We start from the raw sequence: 21,400 nt of genomic DNA, 5'->3' as shown, positions 1-21,400 counted from the left end.
ATGGGTATTCAAATTAATCAAAGTCCTTACGAAGCGCGGGTACAAAAAGGATTAGACGATACATTTATGAGAAATGCTGTTTCATCAGCACAAGAGCGTTTGAAAACGGGACGTATTCGGTCTGAAGAAGGGATCGGAAACTGGGATGATTGGCGAGCTTTGGGGGAAGAAATCCGTAAACATACGATTGAACATCTCGACTATTATTTAGATCAGTTAAGTAATCAAGTTGTAAAGCGTGGTGGAAATGTATTTTTTGCACAAACAGCCGAAGAAGCCACTGATTATATTAAAACTGTTGTCAAACAGAAAAACGGAAAAAAAGTAGTTAAATCTAAGTCAATGGTGACAGAAGAAATTGGTCTTAATGAAGTATTGCAAAAAGAAGAGGTTGAAGTTGTTGAAACAGACCTAGGTGAGTGGATTTTACAATTAGATAATGATCCCCCTTCTCACATTGTTGCACCTGCTTTACATAAGGATAGAGAAAGAATTCGTGACGTTTTTGCAGATAAAAAAGGGTATGACGGAACTGCAATTCCCGAAGACCTTACCCTTTTTGCCCGTGAGCAATTGCGCAAAGATTTTTTATCAGCAGATATTGGAATAACCGGCTGTAATTTTGCTGTAGCAGAATCAGGAACAGTGACACTTGTTACAAATGAAGGTAATGCAAGGCTTGCCACTTCCTTACCAGATACACAAATAGCTGTCATGGGGATGGAACGAATTGTACCGACATGGGAAGAACTTGATATATTAGTAAGCCTGTTAACTCGAGCTGCGGTAGGTCAAAAACTTACAAGTTATATTACAGCGTTAACTGGAACGCGCCTTGACAAAGAAATCGATGGACCATCCGAATTCCATCTCGTAATTGTTGATAATGGACGCTCCAAAATAATTGGAACAGAATTTCAGTCTGCTCTACATTGCATTCGTTGTGCAGCATGTATTAATGTTTGTCCAGTTTATCGTCATATCGGCGGCCATGCATATGGATCCATTTATCCGGGACCAATCGGCGCGGTCATTACACCTCTTCTTGATGGGTATGAAAATCATCAAGAACTTCCTTATGCGTCATCTTTATGCGCGGCATGTACAGAAGCCTGTCCCGTAAAAATACCACTACATGAATTGCTTATTAGACACCGGGAAATAATTGTGGAAAAAGAAAATAAAGCACCTGTTTCAGAAAAAATGATGATGGCAGGATTTGCACAATGGGCATCAAATCCCGCCGCTTATAAACTAAGTGCAAAAATGGTTAGAACGACCTTAAAACCATGGATAAAAGAAGAACAAATATCCAATGGACCCGGACCATTAAAAGGTTGGACAGATACACGTGATTTTCCAGCTCCAAAAAGACAAACCTTTCGCTCGTGGTATCGTAACAGGCAGAAAGGAAGAACACAATGATTAAAAACAGAGAAAGTTTTTTAAAAAATATTGCTGACCAACTTAACAGACCGCGAATAAAGACTGAAATTACAAAACCTGTGTGGACGAAACAACCGCAATGGGAAGTATATCATGAACTGTCTAAAAATGAATTAATTGATGTTTTAGAAGAACAATGTAAAGTGATTCACACTACGTTTAAAAGAGGAACGAAACAAAATTTACCGGGGATATTGCATGAGACGATTATCGAATATGGTGGAGGATCAATCATAACAGCAAATGATAAACGAAATTCAGCATTCGGATTGAGCTCTTTTTATGATCATCTTAATTCCGATCATATCGAAGTTTGTAAATGGGATGAAAAGAAAGGCAACGAAAATGTTCATTTTGCGGAACAAGCAAATATTGGGATAACGTTTAGTGATATAACATTAGCAGAATCCGGAACGGTAACACTACTAAACAATAAAAATAACAGCCGTACGATAAGCTTGCTTCCAACTCATTATATTGCAATTATCCCTAAAGAAACGCTTGTGCCTAGAATGTCCCAAGCAACACGAATCATCCATGAAAAAAACAAAAATGGTGAAGTAATCCCATCTTGTGTTAGCTTCATAACGGGTCCAAGTAATAGTGCAGATATCGAGTTAAATTTAGTAGTCGGTGTACATGGTCCTGTGAAGGCTACTTATATTGTTGTTGAATAGTTATTACATTTTTTTAAGTCGCCCTCGCCAAAGTGCAAGGCGATTTTTCCAATGGATAAATGAGAACCTCGTTATTCACGATTTAGCTGGATAAAGTGAGACTTCGTGGTTATTTCACGATTCTCGTGGATAAATCCTGATCTTCGTGGATATTTCGGGATTCTCGTGGATATATCGGAAGCTTCGTGGATATTTCACGATTCAGCTGGATAACGCAGGAGACCGTGGGCATTTCGGGATTCCCGTGTTTAAGTCCTGATCTTCGTGGATATTTGGGGATTCTCGTGGTTAAATCGGTATCTTCGTGGATATTTCGGGATTCTCGTGGATATATCGGAAGCTTCGTGGATATTTCGGGATTCCCGTGGTTAAATCGGAAGCTTCGTGGGTATTTCAGGATTCTCGTGGTTAAATCGGAAGCTTCGTGGATATTTCTAGATTCAGCTGGATAACGTAGGAGACCGTGGATATTTCGGGATTCCCGTGGTTAAATCGGAAGCTTCGTGGGCATTTCACGATTTAGCTGGATAACGCAGGAGACCGTGGGTATTTCGGGATTCATGTGGTTAAATCGGTATCTTCGTGGATATTTCACACGATTCAGCTGGATAACGCAGCAGACCTTGGTATTTCAGGATTCCCGTGGATAAACCTTGATCTTCGTGGTTATTTCACGATTCCCGTGGTTAAATCCTGTTCTTCGTGGATATTTCTAGATTCCCGTGGATATATCGGTAGCTTCGTGGGCATTTCACGATTTAGCTGGATAACGCAGCAGACCGTGGGTATTTCTAGTTTCCTGTGGTTAAATCGGCATCTTCGTGGTTATTCTGCTTTTTCCTAAAAAAATAAAACTATCTTTCTCAGATAGTTCAACGTGTTGAGATTGATATTTAATTAACCGAACTGGCCGCTGACATATCCTTCCGTACGTTTATCACTTGGATTATTAAAGATATGGGCTGTTTCGGCGAATTCAACTACTTCTCCATTCAGAAAAAATGCAGTTCGATCTGAAATTCTAGCTGCCTGTTGCATATTGTGGGTAACGATAGCAATCGTGTATTTTTCTTTTAATGTACGGATTAATTCCTCCACCTTTAACGTCGACTGCGGGTCTAAAGCTGATGTTGGTTCATCCATCAAAATTACACGAGGATCAATCGCTAAGCATCGAGCAATACATAATCTTTGTTGTTGACCACCAGATAGTCTATACGCATTTTCATGTAAACGATCTTTTACTTCATCCCAAAGATACGCATTCCGTAAGCTTGTTTCAACAATTTCATCTAAAATCATTTTATTTCGTATCCCATGTATTTTGGGTCCATAAGCAATATTATCATAAATTGATTTCGGAAATGGGTTTGGTTTTTGGAAAACCATTCCGACTTGGGTTCGCAGTTGTTCCACCGTTACCGAAGGATCAAAAATACTTTTATTATCATAAATGACTTTTCCAGTCATCCGGACATTCGGGACTAGCTCTACCATTCTATTTAACGCTTTTAAATAAGTAGATTTTCCACAGCCGGAAGGTCCAATGATTGCCGTTACTTCTTTTTCATGAATGGAAATATCGATATTTTTTAACGCTTGCTTTTCCCCATACCATAAATTAAAATTTTGTGTTTCGAACATAGCTTTCTTATTTACTTCTACCGTCTTTAACACTTTTACATTTGCTTGTGGTTTATTTTTAGGACGTTCAATTGTTACAGTACTCAATTTTCCCAACTCCTTATTAATATGTTTTTTGAAACTTATTTCGAATGATAATCGCTGTCAAATTTAAAATTAATAGTAAAGCTAGCAATACAATGATCGCAGCTGCCGCAAGATTAGCATATTCCTTAATCATCGTTGAATCTAAGGTCCAATAATATATTTGTACAGGAAGGACAGTAAATTTATCAAATATACTTCCTGGTAATGGTATTAATAAAGCAGGAATGCCAATGACAACGAGCGGTGCAGTTTCACCAATTGCTCTAGATAGAGAAAGGATAGCTCCTGTTAAAATACTTGGTAATGCAGCGGGAAGAACGATATTTTTAATCGTTTGCCATTTCGTTGCCCCCATCCCGTATGATGCCTCACTTAAACTAGCGGGTATGGCCCGTAACGCTTCTTGACTAGCCACGATCGTGATTGGCAATATTAATAAAGCCATTGTGAGACCACCAGCTAACACAATATTTCCAAGCTGTAATGTTCTTACGAAAACCGTCATACCAAGAATTCCATATACTATGGATGGAATACCTGCAAGATTAGAAATATTCGTTTGAATGATAGACTGTATTTTTCCCTTTTTAGCATACATCTCTAAATAAATTGCCGTGCCCACACCTAAAATCATCGTTACCGGTGCAACGACAAGCATTAACCAAAGCGTTCCAAGAATAGCACCTAATATCCCCGCTTTTTCAGCATCTGTCGATAGCTTGTTTGTTAAAAAGTCAATATTTAGCCAACTGAATCCATCTGCAAAAATTTGATATAATAAAATTCCTAAAACTACTATTCCAAACAATGTTGCTAGAAGAAAAAGATACTTTGCTAATTCATTTATAATAATACGCATTTTCATTCTAGTACCTCTTTCACTTGCACTTATATAATGAATGGTCATTCTCCCCTTTTCTTACTCATATTGGTATCTCCACTTTTTTGAAATGAAAGTTGCAAACAAATTCATTACAAGAGTAAAAACAAACAGCGTCATTGCAACGGCATATAAGCTATAATAAATGGTTGAACCAGCTGGAGCATCTCCACCTGTTACTTCAACAATATAAGCAGTCATCGTCTGCATTGATTGAGTTACATCCAAGGTGAAATTCTTTGTACTTCCACTTGCTATTGTTACAATCATTGTTTCTCCGATTGCTCTAGATAAAGCTAGTACCACCGAAGCAATTATCCCAGAAAGTGCTCCTGGAATAACAATTTTGAATACCACTTCTAGTTTAGTAGCCCCTAACGCTAAAGCACCTTCTCGCATCGTGTTAGGTACAGCACTCATTGCATCTTCTGATAAAGAAGCTATCATCGGTATAATCATGACTCCCATTACTATTCCCGGGCTTAAAATATTCGTAGCTTCAAGCTCCGGAATAATATGTTTTAATATGGGAGTAACAAAGGTGAATGCAAAGAATCCATATACAATCGTAGGAATACCAGCTAATACTTCAAGTAGTGGCTTACAAATTCTCCTAATTCGATCTGGAGCGTATTCACTTAAATAGATTGCCGACATGAGCCCAACAGGAAGTGCCACGAGCATTGCAATCGTTGTAGAAATTAATGTCCCCATTAACAAAGGCAACACTCCGAATGACGCTTCGGAACTCAAAGGCTTTAATACTGTTCCCGTGAAAAACTCTATGATAGATACCTCTTTAAAAAATTGCATAGATTCTTTTAACAGAATGTACATGATCCCTATTGTTGTAACAATGGATATACTAGCAATTAAAAAGAGAATAAATGGAACAACTTTTTCCATCCTTACTCTCCATTTATTAGAGTTTTGCTTTTCTTCTATTAATCTTTGAACATTCACTTTTTCACCATCCATTGAGTATGCCAAAAAGAAACCTCCTTTCTGATAAATTTAGTATTATTTATTCTAGACCTTCTAAAAACTCTAAGTTCTCTTGGATTTCTTCATTAGGAATCGGTGCAAATCCGGTTTCACCTGCAAATGTATTGATGTTTTCTAAGGTATATTCGGCGAAGTCAAGTACTTGTGCTTTTTCTTTTGCGTTATTTACATTTAAATAGGTGAAAACAGGTCTTGTAAAATCTGCATAATCCCCATCTTCAGCAATTGTATCTAATGATGGCTCTACAGGCCCATCCCCAAAGTCAACATGCACTGCTTGAAGTTTATCCTGGTTGTTCACATAGTAACCAAATCCAAAAAATGCAATCCCATTTTTGTCATCAGCTATTAAGTTTACTAATGTTGAATATTCTTGCTGTAAATTAACGTCGTTGACTAAATCTTGTTCTTCCAACACATTTTCAAAGAAAAATTCATATGTTCCATGGCTTTCATTTGGTCCATACGTATTGATTTTCTCATCAGGCCACTCTGGATTAATGTCCGACCAGTTCGTTACTCCACCATCAGCTAGGAAAATTTTCTTTATATCTTCTGCTGTCATTTCAGTTGCCCAATCATTTTCCGGATTGATCACAAATGTTAAACCATCAAGTGCAACTTTAAGTTCTTTTACTTCAATCCCTAATTCTTCTGCTTTTTGTACTTCTTCATCTTTTATTTCTCTAGAAGCGTCGTTAAAATCTGTACCATTCTCTACTAAAAACTTTTCAAACCCTGCACTAGTTCCTGCTCGACCAACCTCTACAGAAACTCCTTCTTGTTCTGTCGACATATATTCTTCTGCAATTTTTGCCATTAAAGGGTACACTGTTCCTGAACCATCAATTACGACACTGCCTTCAAGATCCGTACTATCACTTTTCACTTGTTCTTCGTTCTTTTCTGCTGTTTCATTTGACTCTTTACTTTCTGAATCTGAACTCTGACAAGCTACTAAAACAACAGCTAATACTCCAATAACTAAAAGCCCCCACAATTTTTTAAGCTCCATTCTTTGATTCCTCTCCTTTGAAAGATTTTTAACTTCAACATCAGTATAAAACTCGAATGTGTATTAACGATTAATTTAATGTAAAGAAGATGTAAATTTTATAAAGACACTTACCAAAACGTTTCCTTTATGAATGAATATGACGTTCTTTCTCTGTTCACATTGAGCTAGTAGACTGGGAAATATAGTACATTTTATAAGAAAATGAACTTGAATAGGTGGACTGCCTGTAAGTGTAAAAACAAGGCTCGGATATACGTATATTGACGAATGGAAGGAGTGGTTGACCCACATCCTTAAACTAGACATTGTAAATTTATCTATTCATTTACGAACAAAGAAAAAAATTCCCAATGTAGATGCACATTGGGAATTGATTCCATAAATCTAGAAACTTCGGGATAAAATAGCTCCGCAGACTCTCTTAACGATTAACGGAGATATACCTGATCGTCGAACAATACGGTGTGGATGGAATTATGATTGGGCGTGGAATCTTTAAAAACCCATTATAGGTTGCGCTCGTGACACTCGGTCTAGAAAGGCCTAGCGCTCTCGCTCCCTAAGACAGACAGCAAAAAAATATCCTCAATTCTGTTGAAAGCAATCACGCACGACTTTTAACAGATGAGGAATAAAAGTATTGGTAAACTCAAATTATCACAAAGTCTTCCTCTTTAAAATTATAATTAAAAATGTTAATCCACCAACAATTTCGATAATAATTGATACTACGCCTTGAGCATTAAACACATGGTACATAATAAAATATGACCCAGTTAGTATTAAAAATCCGATAGCAAGAGCCATTGGAAAAATATAGCGATGATCATAAGTTGGCGCCAACTGATAACTCAAAGTTGCAACCAAAAACCCGAAGAAAGTAAGTGGCCCAACCAAAGCCGTTGAGACTGACATTAAAATAGAAACTAATACAAGAACATAAATTATACTGAATTGATGATTAACTCCCAAGGATTTAGAGATATCCTTTCCGAGCGACAATACATTTAATTTCTTAGAATAAGCAAAAAGAAGAAATCCTACAATTATTATTATTGGAATTGCAATCGGAAAATAACCTGAGTCCGCATTATTGACAGAACCAAACAATTTTGCCTGTAAAATATCAAACTCAGCCGGTGCAAGCAGTTTTCTCATAAAAGTTGACAGAGATCTTAGCCCAGTTCCGATAATGATTCCAACCAAAAGCATAAGTTGTAAATTCCCATACTTTCCAGAAAGCAACCACCCATAAAGTATCAAACACATCAACACCATAACAACCACTTGAAATATAAATGATCCAGTGCCACTATAACCTATAAATACACTAGCACCAAAGAAAAACATTGTACTTGTATGAATGGTAGAGTAGAGTGCTTCAAATCCTAAAAGTGAAGGAGTTATAACCCGATTATTCGTAACCGATTGGAAAGCAACGGTCGCCATACTCTGACAAATTGCAGCAATAATCATTGCAGTAATAGCTACCATTCTTCTTTTTACGACGGGGATAAAAGAAGGCGAATCTACTGGAACTGGATTGTTATAAACTAAAAGTCCGTACGAAGAAAGAACGCCCAATCCAATCAACGCTGTCAGCAATATCCAATAACGTTTTTCATCCTTCTTAGAACGAAAAGCTTTAGCTGCTCTACTTTTATTTTGAAGGCTAGAATCAATTTCGACATGTTTCTTATTAATATATTCCAATTTTTTATCCTAGCCTCCTTCTTCTCAATAAAATAACAATAAATACAACTGCGCCCACTGTTCCAAGTATCAACGAGACAGGCACTTCAAACGGTTTTATAATTGTTCGGGATATTATATCAGAGATGGTCAGCGCCCCCATTCCAGACACACATACCCAAGGCAAATTACTCCTAAGATCATCTCCTCTAAACATGGAAACAATATTTGGCACAATTAAACCTAAAAAAGGTAAGTTTCCAATAACAGCCGCAACAATTCCAACTGCAAAAGCAATAAGGCCAGTACCTATAAGAACAATCTTATTATAACTCACTCCAAGACTTGTTGTAACATCTTCTCCTAATCCAGCTAAAGTCAATCTATCAGCATAGATAAAAATAAGAAAAGTAATTACAACAATCAGCCATAAATATTCATATCTTCCAATTTGAATCGATGCAAAAGAGCCTACAAACCATGTTTCCACACTTTGCGACATTTGAAAAGCGAGTCCAATAAAAGTGGAAATTGCAGAAATAACCGCTCCAAGCATTATTCCAATAATCGGGACAATTAAAGAAGAACGAAGTTTAACTCTTCTTAAAAACAAAAAGAAAACCATCGTTCCTATAAAGGAAAAAATGATTGCTCCAGTCATTCTTAGAACTAAAGTTGGCGCAGGGAATAATAAATAAACAATAACCAGCCCCAGACCTGCCCATTCAATTGTTCCGGTTGTCGTAGGTTCAACTAAGCGATTCTGTGTTATAAGCTGCATGACGAGTCCTGACATCGCCATTGCAGCTCCAGTCAACATTAGTGAAGCTGTCCTTGGAATACGAGTGATGAAAAACATCTCCATTCCATCCTCTTGTCCTCGAATATCATAAACTCCAGTAAACATAGAAATAATCCCTAGAATAATAACAACAATGATTGCTAAAATAAAAGGTTTCGTCCATATTTTTTGATGATTATAACGTTGGGGCTGGGAATTCCCAGCCCCAAACATTTTCAGCATTCTATTTTTAGGCACTATAGTTACTCTCCTATACTACTCAGCTAAAATATCAGCAAGATCTTCAAATATCTTTATAAAAGTTTGAATTGATTCATTTGTGTAAGTGTCCGCTGGTGCATAATATAATTGTTCTTCAGTAATAGCAGTTGTATTTTGAAGAGCAGGTGCATTATCGATTACATCTTGAGCAGGAACTGCATCTTCTGTAGAAGATATCGCAGCATCACGGTCCATTACGAAAATCCAATCAGGATTAGTTTCTGCTATTGCTTCAACAGAAATATCATCACCTTGGTGGTCTGAAGAAGCTTTTTCAATTTCTAATGCAGGAGTCCAGTCGAAAATATCATACAATGGTCCCCAAACACGACCAGATTGAGGAGCTGAAAAATTAATATCTCCACCAGATACGACAACACTCATAATTGTATCCGTTCCATTATACGCTGATTTAGCATCTTCAATAGCTTGATCAAAATCGGCTATCAACTTTTCAGCCTCTTCATTTTTATCAAAAATTTGTCCCAAAGTGGTTGTAGCATCCTTAAATCCATTTACTAAATTGTCTCCAGGAGTATCCGCTTCCTCGGAAACATCAAAATTAAGATCAATAACAGCTGCATTTGGCACTAATTCTTTTATATCTTCATAATAGTCGCCAAATCTTTGACCAACAATTACAAGTTCAGGGTCAACAGTTGCTATAATTTCAAGATTTGGTTCACGGTGGTTTCCTATGTTTTGAATTGATTCATCATCTGCATATGGTATATCTGCAGGTATTAAATCCCTTGGAGCAGCAGCTAATTCAATTCCCCAATCAGATAATGTTTTAAAAGTTCTACTATCTAAAGCAACCACATTCTTTGGATTTACCGGGACTGTAACAGTTCCATGCGCATCAGTGATTTCAATCGTTGTATCTTCGGAAGAACCCCCTGCTTCTTCATCCGTTTCAGTAGAATCATTTACTTGCTCATCAGCATCATCCGTTTCATTACCTGAATTTGAACAAGCTCCCAACATCAAAGTGAAAATCGCGAAAATTGCTATAATAAAAGTAAATCTGAAAATATTGGATTTTCTCATATCTTTTAATTCTCCCTTTATGTAAATTTTTAGAAGTTTAGACTATTGAATTGATGAAATTAATATCTATGTTATATTTTAGTACATGATTTAAATAATACTTATTTCACTATAGTGCACAAAGACAAAACAAAACATTGATATTGATAATCAATCTCAATTAATCTATTTAGAGTATATCAAATCAAAAAACATTGTCAACTGTATTTTGAAAGTTTGAAATTTTTAATCTTATACCTTGTACAATAATCACCAGCTTAAAAATTCCATTATTCCCATTCCATTCTCAACTACAGATTCGATGATAAAATGATTCATGTAAGAATAGTAACTTAAACAATGGAAGAAACCGTTTAAACACAAGCTTCTTGAAAAGATACAATCATTTGGTTGAAACTATGTTCCACATCATAGACATGCGTGCTCCCTATGAAAGAAGCACGCACGGGGTCGATTAATCGTTTTGTTTTTAAATTAGTTGTATCCTCCTAAGTAAAGTTGCCATAGAGAAGATGTTTTCCCCAAATGGTATTCATTGAGAAAGCATGAAGTTTGGAGATTTGTAGGAAAACAGTTAATGTCTCAACTTGGCTTCTGGAAGTTCGGAACGGTTAGCCTGCTTTTAAACTATTTGAGAATCAAAGTATACGCAAAAACGACAACCATTTTTCATATGAACTGGAATATGCATATCATAGACTTCGTTTAATGCCTCTGAATTAATAATTTCGTGTGTTGGACCATCTTTTACAAGACGTCCATCTCTCAATGCTACGATTTGATCTGAATAAACAGAAGCAAAGTTAATATCATGTAATACGATCACAACTGTTTTACCTAACTCATCGACAAGTTTACGTAATATTTTCATAATTTGTACAGAATGCTTCATATCCAAATTATTCAATGGCTCATCCAGTAAAATATATTCTGTATCTTGGGCAATAACCATGGAAATAAATGCACGTTGCTTTTGACCGCCAGACAGTTCATCTAGAAATTTATGTTGGATATCTGTTAAATTTAAATATTCAATCGCTTGATCGACGATGCGATTATCCTCCTTATTCAGACGACCTTTTGAATATGGATAACGACCAAACGACACTAATTGTCGAACCGTTAGTTTTACATTGAAAAAATTTGCTTGTCTTAAAATGGCAATACGCTTAGCAAATTCATTAGATTTCATATTCTTTATATTGTTTTTATCAAGTAACACATCTCCAGTGTCTGCATCAAGCAGTCGGCTTACCATGGAGAGTAACGTTGATTTCCCTGCACCGTTTGGTCCGATAAACGACGTAATTTTTTTAGGCTTAATTTGAACCGATACATCTTTTACGACAGATTTATTTCCATATCTCTTTGTCAGTCCTTTAATTTCGATCATCTCATCGCCCTACTTTCTTTAGGTATTTAATAAATGAACTAATTATCAACAACAAAGTTAATAATAATATCCTGATGGTGTGTTATTGCACCAGCAATCAGTATAGAAATCTTGGAATTCTACTTACAAGTAAGACTTCGGCTTGCTCTTCTATTAAGTTCAACAAATCAGTTGGAGAAAGATCTGTTACATTTAGAAAACTAGGCTTATCGACAAGCCTTTATGGCGAAAGCCAAAGTTGCACTTATGAAGTAAGAAAATTTTATACTTTCTCACCTTCCAATAAAAACTGATGTAACCGATAATATAGTTAATATTTTTACTAAATAACGAAGTTCATATTTAATCTCTCTATTTATCATCATTATTATCTACGAATTAATCTAAATAATAATGATATTCATTATCAATTAGTACGTCAACCTGAGTATACCAAAATTAATTAGGGCGCGCAACTGAATTACTTCATATTACATTTTTATCCTTTTTTATCTTTCACATTTAGATACGAATTAAAACTAGGGTTCTAAAATTGCTACAAGTCTCTTTTACACAGAGAACTAGGCACGAAAGCACCGCAGGACTATTCGATCTATTTTTATAGATAATAAAAAAAACAACCAACGCATTCTGATCATTTGTTAGTTGTTTCAAATTTATTCACTAATTATTCACATCTTACAATTGATCACAATCGTCTCCAACACAATAGGACTTACAACATTGTTCAGTGCCCTTTTTTACGTCTAAATGTCCTTTACACTCTTCCCATGTTTCTTCAAGTACGTTTTTAAATATTTCAATAGTTTGAACGCCTGATACCGCAAGTTGTTCATTGAAAATGAAAAAAGGAACATCTTCTATGCCTATTTCTTTTGCAATTAACTCATCGTTTTGAACTGCTCTTCCGTATTTATTTAAACATAAGAGAGAGTCGACCTCTTTATCATCTAAACCCGCTTCTTCAGCAATCGATAATAGGACATTTTTATCCCCAATATTTTCTCCATCTCTAAAATATCGTTTAAATAATAGATCAATTACATCTAATTCTTTACCTTGTTTTTCAGCATATTTAACAAGACGATGGGCATTAAATGTATTTGTTTCTACGAGACTTTCAAAATTAATAATTAAACCAATTTCTTCCGCATGACTTCTCATTTCTTGCTTTTTTTCATTTGGAATATCATACTTCTTTATTTTTTCTTCAATCGAATCTAAACAGACATTAGGATCTAATTCATAACTTTTAAATTCAATTTGAATAAATTGTCTATGTTCAAATTGTTCAATTGCTAATTCTAATTTTTTTTTACCAACATAGCAATAAGGGCAAGTAAAATCAGACCATATTTCAATTTTCACTTTCTACACCTCGTTCACGTTCTAAAGCGTATTTTATCATAATCTTTCCTTGCCCATACAGTATTCTGCTTAGAAAAAGAGAACAATTTATCAATTCTTTAAAAAGCATAAAACTAAAGTACAGAGCACTGTTCATTCTATCATTTATATGTTTGTATCATCCAATAATGATCGTCCCATAATGTTAACTCGATTTGTATTTTTTAAAGCCTCAAGATCTATTGCACCAATACCAAACATCGTCATTTTCATTTCAAATTCAATTTGATCCATCACTTCCATAACCGCTTGTACCGATTCTGTTGCAGCCTGTAATAAGCTGCGTGCAAAACCAACGATATCCGCACCAATAGTGATCGCTTTAGCCGCATCAAGTCCGGTTTTCATTCCACCGCTGGCAACGATTGGAGTTTTCGGAAGTTCACTTTTAACAGATACGATACAGTCTTTTGTAGGGATTCCCCAATTGTTAAACGCTTCGGCAGCGGCTTTTCTGAGCGGGTCTTTGGAACGTAGCTTCTCAACCTGGCTCCACGATGTTCCACCAGCACCGGCTACATCAATATATGCAATCCCTACATCATGTAACTTTTTAGCAACACTTCCGTCAATTCCGAAGCCTACCTCTTTAACACCAACAGGAACCGTAATTTTTTTGCATACTTCTTCAATTTTAGGTAATAAATTTTCAAAGTTCAGATCTCCCTCATCTTGAACAACCTCTTGAAGGCTGTTTAAATGGAGAACGAGAGAATCAGCTTCTGTTCGATCAATAATACGTTGGCATTCTTCTACCCCGTATCCATAATTGAATTGAACAGCCCCTAAGTTTGCGATTAAAGGTACGGTTTTCGCATGGGTTCTGATAAGAAAAGATTCTTCATGTGCTTTACTTTCTAGGAGTGCTCTTGTGGATCCCAATCCAATTGCCCAGCCTTTTTCTTCACTAGCTGTTGCTAAGTTAATGTTTATTTTTGCTGCTAGATCCGATCCACCCGTCATTGAACTAACAAGAAAAGGCGCTTTCAACTGTTTATTTAAAAATGTTGTTTTTAATTGGATATCATTAAAATTGATTTCAGGTAAAGCATTGTGGATAAATGATATTCCTTCTAGTCCCGTAGATTTGTTTACACCTTCTACTTGCTCCGTCAAACATAGTCTAATATGTTCTGTTTTTCTAACGTTAATATCTGTTTCCATTTGCAACACATCCCTTGAAGCGTATTAGTTCCATTTAAATACCAGTTTACTTTCTTCTTGTTTACATTGAAAGAAAAGTGAATCACTGCGGTTCTCATAAATGAACACCGAAACAATACAATATTCAAATGCAATCGGTTTATCTCTTCTCATTTCGGTCAGTTTAGACTGTAAAAAAAAGAGTTTCCTTAGACAATAGTCCCATTAATTATATTTCATATTAAAAGTGCCTATCCTACCTATATTATTTGCAAATAGAACGGAGGAATGAAGATAAAAACAAAAAGAAATGGAAGAATTTCTTAATAGATCAGCAGTCTGATCAGATCTCTCAATTAGTACAAGTAGTAAAAGATATACGGAGCAAACAAATTTACTTGCACTAAATGCGGCATTGAAGCAGCACGTGCGGGAGATACATGGCCGAGGATTTGCCGTTGTAGCAAATGAAGTAAGAAAATTAGCAGAACAAGTAACAAACTCTGTTACAGAAATTACGAATATTCAATCAGAAACAAATGAAAGCGTAACACCATTAAATGAAGGTTATCAAGAAGTAAAAGAAGGTATTAGCCGGATCGAGAAAACTGGTGAAAGCTTTGGTACAATTGATAATTCCATCTCTGGAATGGCTAACAGTATTTCACAAGTTGCAAATAGATTAAAAGAAATAGCGGAAAATAGTGAACGCATGAACAATTTAATTGAAGATATTGCCGCTGTTTCTGAAGAAGCCGACTCGGGTGCGGAACAATCTTCTGCGTCTACTCAGCAAACATCCAGTTCAATGGATGAAATTTCTGAACTAGCTGAACAGCTTAATCAGGAAATTTCCGGATTTAAACTAAAATAGAAAATATATATTATTTTTTGAAAATAATATTGACAGTTATAAATAGTCACGTTATAATTACATTTAAATTACATAACATGAAGCAATGATTGGAAATAGTAAAAGGATAAGTAAGCTCTCAGGGAGCCAATGGTTAGTGAAAATTGGCAGTTATTTACCTTTGAACTCGTCCAAGAGCTACTCCGTGAAAATCTTAGTAACGGACGTCGGTTTTCTACCGTTATATGGATAGATGGTGATCGCCATTGAAAATGAGCTGAATTAATATACTTATTAATTAACTAGAGTGGTACCGCGAGCAAATCCTCGTCTCTATCTTTATATAGAGACGGGGTTTTTTATTTTCAAAATAAAAATTAACAAAAAAGGGAGTGCTTCAAATTGTCGAGAAAAATTTGGGTGTTTGATACAACTTTACGTGATGGAGAACAAGTTCCGGGAGCGAAACTAAATCTATATGAAAAATTAGAAGTTGCCGAGCAATTAAAACGTCTGCAAGTTGATATTATAGAAGCAGGGTTTCCTGCATCATCTGAAGGTGATTTTAATGCAGTAAAAGAAATTGCAATGAAGGTTGGAAACACGGATGATATTATGATTACTGCTTTAGCAAGAGCAGTTAAAGCAGATATCGACTCTGTTTATCATAGTGTAAAGCATGCAGAACGACCAATGATTCATATGGTACTAGGTACGTCAGATATTCACGTAGAAAAGAAATTTAGTAAATCGAAAGATCAAATTTTAGATATTGGAGTGGAGGCAGTTAAATATGCAAAAACTCTCCTTCCAGAAATTCAATATTCTACAGAAGATGCTTCACGTTCTGATTTTGAATACTTGTGGTCTACAATTGAAGCTGTCGTAAAAGCAGGAGCCACAATGATTAACGTTCCCGATACGGTAGGTTTTGCTGAACCCGAAGAATTTGGTGAGTTAGTTTATAAATTAAATGACCGTTTGAAGAATCTAAATGATCAAGTATTACTAAGCGTTCACTGTCATAATGATCTTGGAATGGCAACTGCAAATACACTTGCTGCAATTAAAAATGGTGCAGATAAAGTTGAATGTACGATAAATGGAATCGGAGAACGTGCCGGTAACGCTGCGCTAGAAGAAGTAGTAATGGCAATTAATACACGATCTGATGTTTTCAATGATGTCCATACAAATATAAAAACAAAAGAAATCATGAACACATCTCGTCTCGTCAGTAGTTTGATGGGATTAGAAGTCCAAGTGAATAAAGCAATTACAGGAGATAATGCGTTTGCTCATTCTTCAGGAATCCACCAAGACGGACTACTTAAATCAAGAGATGCTTATGAAATTATTAATCCCATAGATGTTGGGTTAGACGGTATGGAGCTTGTTTTAACCGCTCGATCAGGCCGTCATGCAGTTAAAGATACATTAAATAAACTTGGTTTCATTGATTTAACAGCCGAGCAATTCGAAGCAGTTTTTACCGATTTCCTAGCATTGGCCGATCAGAAAAAAGAAATATACAATCATGATCTATATGTAATTGTGAAGAACTATTTTGCTAAACAGGAGATTGAAAAGAAAGACATCGAGGACTACGCAAATAACTTTTATGAGTTAGAAGATCTACAGGTTGTAAGTAATACAATTTTTCCTTCCGCTAGCGTCAAAGTGAAAAAAGGTGATGAAATATTACACGGAAGCGCTGTTGGAACTGGTCCAATCGACGCCTTATATACAGCAATCGTCGATATTGTTGATTTAGACATTCAGCTACTTGAGTATAAAATAAGCAGTGTTTCCAGAGGGAAAGAAGCGTTAGGAAAAGTAAAAGTGATTGTTGAGTTTAATGGAGAAAAATATAATGCAAATGCAGCAGATACTGATGTTATTAAAGCTAGTGCACAAGCGTATATTAATGTAATTAATAATATTATTGTAGAGAATTTACTTCCTGTTAGCTAAAAGACTGAAAGTTCGCTCTTTATCAAATTCTTGATCGAGAGCGAACTTTATATGTCTTGTTTCCTTATTAGTACTGTTCAAAAAGGAAGGCAAAAAGGACTAAGAAGTTCAAGGCGGCGCAGTTTCGAGCACCGGAATGTATGCATTTAGATACATGAGCAAAGATCTAGCACGCAAGAAAAGTGCTTTCCTTTTTCAAGGAACGGAGAAACAAGCCAACAAAGAGATTCGCAGTGTCATTTTTGTCGGACTTTTTGAACATCCTCTATTAGGTAGTGAACACTTTATTAAATTTATTACGTAACTCATGCTTTAATATTTTACCGCTACCGTTTTTAGGCAATGCGTCCATAAATACAACTTTTTTGGGCGCTTTAAAATGCGCAAGTCTAGCGCGCGCATAGGCAATTATTTCATTCTCTGTCGTGCCTTCATATCCTTCACGCTTAACTACCAACGCTAAAGGTACCTCTCCCCATTTTTCATGTGGTGTAGCCACAATTGCTGCTTCCTTAATAGAAGGATGATCGTAAATGACACTCTCAACTTCTAATGAAGAGATGTTTTCTCCACCACTTATAATAATATCTTTTTTACGATCAACAATCGCAATATTATTATCAGGGTAAATAACAGCTAAATCACCAGTATAAAGCCAACCATCACGGATCTTTTCCTTTGTAGATTCAGGGTCATTCCAGTAACCTTTCATCACTCCAATGCCCCTGACAATAATTTCTCCAATTTCTGTACCATCTCGCTTTACTTCAGCACCATTATCATTTACTACCTTCACTTCAGAACCGATTAATTCATAACCTGTTTTCGCTTTCAAATGAAAAATTTCCTCTTCCGACAAATTCTTTTGTGTATCACGAATCTCCGAGTACGTAATTAATGGTGATGTTTCCGTCATACCGTACACTTGGATAAATTTCCAATTTAACTCTTTTTCAACGCGTTTAATAAAAGCTAAAGGTGGAGCGGCTCCTGCAACAAATATTCGTACACGGTGTGTTTGCTTCGGTACCTTATTTTTCTCAATATATTCTAAAATACTATTTAAAACGGTAGGTGCCATATGGATCACCGTCACACCATATTTATTTATCTTTTCAAAAATTAGATCAGGTCTCACTTTATCTAAACAAACATGTGTCGCCCCATTCGCTGTATAATAAAATGGTGAACCCCATCCATTAACATGAAACATCGGTAGTACATGTAAGAGAACGTCTTCGTCTGAAACTCGCAAATGATGCATTGAGCTTAAAGCATGCAAATAATTATTACGATGTGTTAACATAACCCCTTTAGGGTCACCTGTCGTACCACTTGTATAAAGTAAGGTTGCTAAATCATTTTCATCTATGTGAAAATAGTCCATATCCTCTTTACTATAAAAGTTTAGAAACCGATTGTATGGAATAACGCCTGTCTCTTCGGTTACAGTCCCATTACTGATTATCGATTCAACCATAGTTAAACGATCCCGCGCCTGAAGTATACTTTCAATAAATTGTTTATCGGCGTAGAGGATTTTAGCTCCACTATGATTAATAATGTAAATTAAATCATCTATGCTTAATCTAGTATTTAACGGAACAAGTACAGCACCTAGTTGTAAAACGCCAAAAAACCCTTCCAACATTTCAGGAGTGTTGGTCGACAAATAAGCTACTCGATCTCCTTTTTTTACTCCTAACTCAATTAAGCCGCATGACAATTGATTTACTCTAGCATTTACCTCCTTGTAAGTTAGCCGTATATTATCACCTATCACCGCTTCCTTATCGCCATAAAGTTTTACTGCCCTTTTTAAAAACTGAGGTAAAATTAATGGATAATTCAATGATTACTCCTCCCTTTTCGTTAACTAAAAATGAAAGCCCTTTCGTAAAATTGTACACATCTTTTAATAAGATGGTATGGGTTGGAACACAAAAATGTTTATTTTGTTTGTGTTGTAGCACAACAACGAATCATTTATAATAAACAAATAAGGAGTGGTTTCAATATGTCTTCGATGAAAAAACAATTCGCATCATTATTAATTCAAGATTTACAACGTGCTGCAATTCATTCAAAAAAAAGACATTATTTTATTTTTCGCGCTTTAAATAAATATATTTCTATGACAGATGCTTTGGGAGTTGCGTTGATTCGTTATGCCGACCATTATGAAAACGCCTACAAAACTATCTATTGTGGTTCAGAGCAAACATGGATGAAAAAATGGCTTCAAAATAGAGTAGCAACGTCCATTGAATTGACTGTCGCTAATTTAAGTAAGGTTCCTACTATCTTTTCAGACGCCAATGTAAAAATTATGCCATATACGAATGGCGTGCAAATTATATGGTACCTTAATAATTTGGATATATCAGATGATGATCACAAAAATATTTTAAATCATTTGGAAGCAATTTCATATGTCGAAGAAAAGGAAAAACAATATTTTTATGGTACAGACCGAGCCTTTGAGCCTGAACTGTCAAAACTTATTACACATAAAGACAAAGGCGGACTAATTGAACTATTATCCCTAACGAAAACAATTAGTGAAAGTGATTTTGTTTTTTGGGGAGATGCGAATTCAAAACAGATTGAAGTAACAACACATCTGGGGTCACAAGATAGTGGATTTGGCTTTGAACTCCCCTTTGGTCAAGGAATCGGTGGGAATGCGGCACAAAACAAACAATTGCTTCAAGTTAAAGATTATAAAAACTGCGAATATCGCTATCACCATGTAAGTTCAACAGTGGATGAAGAAGACGTTCGAACAGTACTAGCGCTTCCAATAAAAGACAATAAATTAAATACGAGCGGTGTACTCTACACGAGTAATCGAGAAGTAAAACCATTTCCTTTGAATAAAAAGTTACTATTACTTCGTCTAGGAAGTAGTATCGAACCACTGACAAAACAAAGAGAATTAAAGCAATTTTTCACAAAAAATTACTATCAAAAATACATAAACCAGAAAAAAGAGGAACTGAGAAATATACTTCAAAGTGCGAAGCAAATCTCTGAATTAGAGATTTGGCTAGAAGAACTTATCAAAGGCGTTGTCATCATCGTTGATCAGAAGGGACGGAAATATGCAGATCGAGTAAGAAAAAAATCATGGACAAAAAAACGTGCGCTTACATTCCCACTTACATATGAGCAACAACAGCTTGGTAAGCTTTTAGTCTGGACAGATTTACAGTTACCTCTCAATGGCTGGTCTGATTTAATTGATGACGTGATCAGCGCAATTTATATCATTCTCGAACGGGAAAAAAGGATCCACCATGTAATTGAAATGGAACGTTCACAATGGATTAGTAGTTTGATGAACCGTTCATCCACTCTTTCCACACAATACAAAAAAGGGATTCGTTTACAGATTCCTGTCGATCGGGGTGAAGTATGGGCAATCTACTGGGAAATGAATGATGGACAAATTACCACAGAGGAAAAAATACAATTAGAAGAAGTTGTATTAAAATGGACAAAAAATCCTATAATTTATTTGGGGAATATGGGCTTTATTATTTTTGACAAACATTGGCAATGTCATCCTGAAGAATTAAGAAACCAATTATTGAAAGAGCTTCCTATCACTACTTGGATTGTTCATAGTGCCATGTATTCGTCTTTTTCTGAATTACAGAACATCTTAATTCAATTGCAATTATTAATTGAACGGATGACGACATTTGAACAAGAAAAGTACGTATTGGAATTTAATGATTTTGGCCTTGAATATTTATTAACCAATCATAAGATAGCTGATGACTTAAATAAATTTGCCACCAAAACGTTACGCCCCATTATCGAATACGACCGTGAACATCGTACTCAATTTACAAAAACATTAGCCCTTTCCCTTGTTTATCAATCACCAACTAACGTTGCAAAAGAAATGTATATTCATACAAATACAGTTCATTATCGCGTCAATCGAGCGAAAGAATTACTGGAAATGGATTTAAGTCGACCTGGAAATGATATTGCTTTAAGATTATCTGCCTATACTTGGCTCTATAGCCAGCAAAATTCATGCGAATAAAAAGTACA

General features: G+C 35.7%; 16 protein-coding genes, 1 pseudogene and 1 other annotated feature. Of the genes and pseudogenes, 6 read left to right on the top strand and 11 right to left on the bottom strand.

Annotation, left to right across the window (positions count from 1 at the left end; translation table 11 throughout):
- Both SPD89_RS12345 and SPD89_RS12340 read left to right on the top strand, forming a co-directional pair.
- Nucleotides 1-1,425, top strand: coding sequence for a LutB/LldF family L-lactate oxidation iron-sulfur protein (locus tag SPD89_RS12345; protein ID WP_336262252.1), 1,425 nt, complete (start codon nucleotides 1-3; stop codon nucleotides 1,423-1,425).
- On the top strand, nucleotides 1,422-2,123 hold the full coding sequence (locus tag SPD89_RS12340; RefSeq protein ID WP_336262251.1) for a LutC/YkgG family protein: 702 nt from the start codon (nucleotides 1,422-1,424) through the stop codon (nucleotides 2,121-2,123). Before SPD89_RS12345 ends, SPD89_RS12340 begins: the two co-directional genes overlap by 4 nt.
- 897 nt (nucleotides 2,124-3,020) lie before the next feature.
- On the opposite strand, the gene pstB is transcribed toward SPD89_RS12340, so the two are convergent.
- The 4 genes from pstB to SPD89_RS12320 form a co-directional block, all read right to left on the bottom strand.
- Nucleotides 3,021-3,800: a phosphate ABC transporter ATP-binding protein PstB gene (gene pstB, locus SPD89_RS12335; protein ID WP_336262278.1), complete on the bottom strand. Its 780-nt coding sequence runs from the start codon at nucleotides 3,798-3,800 to the stop codon at nucleotides 3,021-3,023.
- 70 nt (nucleotides 3,801-3,870) lie between these two features.
- Nucleotides 3,871-4,719 (bottom strand): phosphate ABC transporter permease PstA, encoded by an 849-nt coding sequence (pstA, locus tag SPD89_RS12330; RefSeq protein ID WP_336262250.1) that lies wholly within the window; start codon nucleotides 4,717-4,719, stop codon nucleotides 3,871-3,873.
- Between the two features lie 54 nt (nucleotides 4,720-4,773).
- The gene (gene pstC, locus SPD89_RS12325; protein WP_336262277.1) at nucleotides 4,774-5,712 is read right to left on the bottom strand and encodes a phosphate ABC transporter permease subunit PstC; all 939 of its coding nucleotides are present in this window, start codon (nucleotides 5,710-5,712) and stop codon (nucleotides 4,774-4,776) included.
- A 46-nt stretch (nucleotides 5,713-5,758) separates the two neighbouring features.
- Entirely contained in the window at nucleotides 5,759-6,754 is a 996-nt protein-coding gene (locus tag SPD89_RS12320) for a PstS family phosphate ABC transporter substrate-binding protein (RefSeq protein ID WP_336262249.1), read from the bottom strand.
- A gap of 217 nt (nucleotides 6,755-6,971) precedes the next feature.
- On the opposite strand from SPD89_RS12320, the pseudogene SPD89_RS12315 reads away from it, so the two are divergent.
- Nucleotides 6,972-7,263: pseudogene (locus SPD89_RS12315) on the top strand (tRNA-dihydrouridine synthase); the annotation flags it as partial.
- Nucleotides 7,264-7,414: 151 nt separating this feature from the next.
- Here the strand turns inward: SPD89_RS12315 and SPD89_RS12310 are convergent.
- From SPD89_RS12310 to fni, 6 genes are all read right to left on the bottom strand, one after another.
- Nucleotides 7,415-8,470: an iron chelate uptake ABC transporter family permease subunit gene (locus tag SPD89_RS12310; protein ID WP_336262248.1), complete on the bottom strand. Its 1,056-nt coding sequence runs from the start codon at nucleotides 8,468-8,470 to the stop codon at nucleotides 7,415-7,417.
- Between the two features lie 4 nt (nucleotides 8,471-8,474).
- Nucleotides 8,475-9,473 carry an ABC transporter permease gene (locus SPD89_RS12305; RefSeq protein WP_336262276.1) on the bottom strand — a complete coding sequence of 333 codons (999 nt, stop codon included), beginning with the start codon at nucleotides 9,471-9,473 and terminating at the stop codon, nucleotides 8,475-8,477.
- Between the two features lie 33 nt (nucleotides 9,474-9,506).
- Nucleotides 9,507-10,562, bottom strand: a complete 1,056-nt coding sequence (locus SPD89_RS12300; protein ID WP_336262247.1) for a siderophore ABC transporter substrate-binding protein — start codon at nucleotides 10,560-10,562, stop codon at nucleotides 9,507-9,509.
- Between the two features lie 622 nt (nucleotides 10,563-11,184).
- A complete protein-coding gene (locus SPD89_RS12295) occupies nucleotides 11,185-11,955 on the bottom strand; it encodes an iron ABC transporter ATP-binding protein (protein ID WP_336262246.1) in 771 nt (256 codons plus the stop codon).
- 678 nt (nucleotides 11,956-12,633) lie between these two features.
- Nucleotides 12,634-13,323: a DsbA family oxidoreductase gene (locus tag SPD89_RS12290; RefSeq protein ID WP_336262245.1), complete on the bottom strand. Its 690-nt coding sequence runs from the start codon at nucleotides 13,321-13,323 to the stop codon at nucleotides 12,634-12,636.
- A gap of 144 nt (nucleotides 13,324-13,467) precedes the next feature.
- A complete protein-coding gene (gene fni / locus SPD89_RS12285) occupies nucleotides 13,468-14,526 on the bottom strand; it encodes a type 2 isopentenyl-diphosphate Delta-isomerase (protein WP_336262244.1) in 1,059 nt (352 codons plus the stop codon).
- A 406-nt stretch (nucleotides 14,527-14,932) separates the two neighbouring features.
- Between fni and SPD89_RS12280 the strand changes: the two genes are divergently transcribed.
- Both SPD89_RS12280 and SPD89_RS12275 read left to right on the top strand, forming a co-directional pair.
- Entirely contained in the window at nucleotides 14,933-15,379 is a 447-nt protein-coding gene (locus SPD89_RS12280) for a methyl-accepting chemotaxis protein (protein ID WP_336262243.1), read from the top strand.
- A gap of 76 nt (nucleotides 15,380-15,455) precedes the next feature.
- Nucleotides 15,456-15,696 (top strand) — a binding site (T-box leader).
- Nucleotides 15,697-15,760: 64 nt separating this feature from the next.
- Nucleotides 15,761-17,332 (top strand): 2-isopropylmalate synthase, encoded by a 1,572-nt coding sequence (locus SPD89_RS12275; protein ID WP_336262242.1) that lies wholly within the window; start codon nucleotides 15,761-15,763, stop codon nucleotides 17,330-17,332.
- Nucleotides 17,333-17,600: 268 nt separating this feature from the next.
- Here SPD89_RS12275 and SPD89_RS12270 read toward each other — a convergent pair whose 3' ends face one another.
- Nucleotides 17,601-19,184 carry a long-chain-fatty-acid--CoA ligase gene (locus tag SPD89_RS12270; RefSeq protein WP_336262241.1) on the bottom strand — a complete coding sequence of 528 codons (1,584 nt, stop codon included), beginning with the start codon at nucleotides 19,182-19,184 and terminating at the stop codon, nucleotides 17,601-17,603.
- Between the two features lie 165 nt (nucleotides 19,185-19,349).
- Between SPD89_RS12270 and SPD89_RS12265 the strand changes: the two genes are divergently transcribed.
- Nucleotides 19,350-21,392 (top strand): helix-turn-helix domain-containing protein, encoded by a 2,043-nt coding sequence (locus SPD89_RS12265; RefSeq protein WP_336262240.1) that lies wholly within the window; start codon nucleotides 19,350-19,352, stop codon nucleotides 21,390-21,392.
- Nucleotides 21,393-21,400 lie beyond the last annotated feature (8 nt).

This window comes from Pseudogracilibacillus sp. SO30301A, from assembly GCF_037072025.1.
In the GTDB taxonomy this organism is placed as follows: Bacteria; Bacillota; Bacilli; order Bacillales; family Amphibacillaceae; genus Pseudogracilibacillus.
Note: the sequence above shows the minus strand (reverse complement) of the source record. Positions and strands in the feature narration are given on the sequence as shown.

Excerpts from the sequence above, each read along its gene's own strand:
- SPD89_RS12300 (WP_336262247.1), bottom strand. The coding sequence starts at position 10,562 with ATGAGAAAATCCAATATTTTCAGATTTACTTTTATTATAGCAATTTTC.
- fni (WP_336262244.1), bottom strand. The coding sequence starts at position 14,526 with ATGGAAACAGATATTAACGTTAGAAAAACAGAACATATTAGACTATGT.
- SPD89_RS12345 (WP_336262252.1), top strand. The coding sequence starts at position 1 with ATGGGTATTCAAATTAATCAAAGTCCTTACGAAGCGCGGGTACAAAAA.
- SPD89_RS12295 (WP_336262246.1), bottom strand. The coding sequence starts at position 11,955 with ATGATCGAAATTAAAGGACTGACAAAGAGATATGGAAATAAATCTGTC.
- SPD89_RS12320 (WP_336262249.1), bottom strand. The coding sequence starts at position 6,754 with ATGGAGCTTAAAAAATTGTGGGGGCTTTTAGTTATTGGAGTATTAGCT.
- SPD89_RS12305 (WP_336262276.1), bottom strand. The coding sequence starts at position 9,473 with ATGCTGAAAATGTTTGGGGCTGGGAATTCCCAGCCCCAACGTTATAAT.
- pstC (WP_336262277.1), bottom strand. The coding sequence starts at position 5,712 with ATGGATGGTGAAAAAGTGAATGTTCAAAGATTAATAGAAGAAAAGCAA.
- SPD89_RS12265 (WP_336262240.1), top strand. The coding sequence starts at position 19,350 with ATGTCTTCGATGAAAAAACAATTCGCATCATTATTAATTCAAGATTTA.
- pstA (WP_336262250.1), bottom strand. The coding sequence starts at position 4,719 with ATGAAAATGCGTATTATTATAAATGAATTAGCAAAGTATCTTTTTCTT.
- SPD89_RS12340 (WP_336262251.1), top strand. The coding sequence starts at position 1,422 with ATGATTAAAAACAGAGAAAGTTTTTTAAAAAATATTGCTGACCAACTT.